Annotated in this window: 3 protein-coding genes; all 3 read left to right on the top strand. The window is 61.1% G+C overall.

Annotation, left to right across the window (positions count from 1 at the left end; all coding sequences use genetic code 11):
- A partial coding sequence (locus tag DBR30_RS21355; RefSeq protein ID WP_219927562.1) for a LemA family protein occupies positions 1-360 on the top strand: 360 nt, incomplete at its 5' end.
- On the top strand, positions 357-1,082 hold the full coding sequence (locus DBR30_RS11370) for a TPM domain-containing protein (protein ID WP_108542097.1): 726 nt from the start codon (positions 357-359) through the stop codon (positions 1,080-1,082). The genes DBR30_RS21355 and DBR30_RS11370, both read left to right, overlap by 4 nt.
- 20 nt (positions 1,083-1,102) lie before the next feature.
- Entirely contained in the window at positions 1,103-1,720 is a 618-nt protein-coding gene (locus tag DBR30_RS11365) for a TPM domain-containing protein (RefSeq protein ID WP_108542096.1), read from the top strand.
- Positions 1,721-1,858 lie beyond the last annotated feature (138 nt).

Here is a 1,858-nt window from a genome sequence, read left to right as displayed (position 1 = left end):
GATGCCCGTGCCCGGGTCGGCAGTGTGCAGGTGAGCGATCCTGCCCAGCTCAAGGAGTTTGAAGCGGCCCAGAACCAGCTCTCCAGCGCCCTCTCCCGCCTGATGGTGGTGGTAGAACGCTACCCCGAGCTGAAAGCGGATCAGCAGTTCCTGGCACTTCAGGCCCAGCTGGAAGGAACCGAGAATCGCATCTCGGTAGCTCGCCGCGACTATATCGAGGCGGTGCGCCAATTCAATACCGAGATCCGTACCTTCCCCGGCGTCATCTGGTCCAAGCTGCTCTACTCGGATCTGGAGGCCAAACCGAGTTTCAGTGCCAAACCCGGTGCCGATGAGGCGCCCAAGGTCAGCTTCCAATGAAGATGATGCTGCGCTGGTTTCTTCCCTGTCTGCTGCTCTGGGCCAGTGCCCTGCAAGCGGCACCGGACTTCCCGACGCTGAGCGGACGGGTGGTGGATGAAGCCAGTCTGATGTCCCGCAAACAGGCCCATCAACTGACCCAACAGCTGGCCGCCTTTGAAAAGCGCAGCGGTATCCAGCTGGTGGTGGTCTCCGTCGACAGCCTCGATGGGGAGACTATCGAGGAGTACGGCTACCAGCTCGGTCGCCACTGGGGGATCGGTCAGAAAGGCAAAAACAATGGCGTGCTGTTGCTGATCGCCCAGGATGAGCGCAAGGTGCGGATCGAGGTAGGCTATGGATTGGAAGGCGCCCTGCCCGACGCCATCGCAGCCAACATCATCCATGGCCGCATACTGCCCGCCTTCAAGCGCGGCGATATGGTGGCCGGGATCATGGCGGGCAGCCAGAGCATCATGAAGGCACTCGCCGGAGAATATCAGCCGGTCGAGCAGCCAAAGAGTGACAACGGTGACGGCCCCTGGCTGTTTATTCTGGTGGTGATTGCGATGATCGTGCTCCACAACCTGCGCGGCGGTGGTGGCGGTGGGCCGGAAGGACGACGTCGGTCGGCCTACATGGCCGGTGGATTGGGTGCCGGCTCCTTTGGTGGTCGCTCCGGCGGCGGATTCAGCGGTGGCGGCGGCAGTTTTGGCGGCGGCGGAGCCTCCGGTGGCTGGTAACAGGAGTAAAGAGACAAATCATGATTTCTAAACAGTTCTTCCACACGCTTCAGGCCAAGGTGCGCGAAGCGGAGCTAGAGACTGATGCTGAACTGGTCACCGTGCTGGCCCCGGCCAGCGATGGCTATCGCTACATTCCCACCCTCTGGGCGGCGCTGCTGGCGATGCTCACGCCGCTGCTGGTGTTCCAGCTCGGCTTCTGGCTCGGCTGGTACGAAATCCTGCTGGTGCAGTGGTCGGTCTGGCTGCTGCTGAGCCTGCTGTTCCACTGGACCCCCATCAAGATGCGGCTCATCCCGAAGAAGGTTCGCCAGCACCGGGCGGCCCTGATGGCTCGCCTGCAATTTGTCGAGCAGGGGCTGCACCGCACCCGCGACCGGCTCGGGGTGCTGATCTTCGTCTCGGCCGCCGAGCACTATGTAGAAATACTGGTGGATGACGGCATCGCCCAGCATATCGACAATGGCCAGTGGCAGGAGATCATCGACGACTTCGTGGCACGCGTGCGCAACAAGGCGATCGAACAGGGGTTTCTGGAGTGCGTAGAGCGCGTTAGCGCCATTCTGACCGACGCCTTCCCGGCCACCCGGGATCAAAACGAGCTGCCGGACAGCCTGATCATCCTCGACAAGCCCTGATCCGGTTTAAAAAACCGGCATTCTGCGCAAGGGTTAGGCATTCGGAAAAGATTATGAAAAATAAGGGGAAAAGAGGTTGACCCACACAGTCCTTTCCCCTAAATTACGCCCCGTTCCAGCGCAACAGCGCAGCGAACG

Origin of the sequence: Aeromonas sp. HMWF017 (assembly GCF_003061465.1) — a bacterium.
In the GTDB taxonomy this organism is placed as follows: domain Bacteria; phylum Pseudomonadota; class Gammaproteobacteria; order Enterobacterales; family Aeromonadaceae; genus Aeromonas; species Aeromonas veronii.
The sequence above is the reverse complement of the archived record's forward strand: the minus strand, read 5'-3'. Positions and strand labels throughout refer to the sequence as shown.

What these genes read in the sequence shown, in the direction of transcription:
- DBR30_RS11370 (WP_108542097.1), top strand. Translation starts at nt 357, where the DNA reads ATGAAGATGATGCTGCGCTGGTTTCTTCCCTGTCTGCTGCTCTGGGCC.
- DBR30_RS11365 (WP_108542096.1), top strand. Translation starts at nt 1,103, where the DNA reads ATGATTTCTAAACAGTTCTTCCACACGCTTCAGGCCAAGGTGCGCGAA.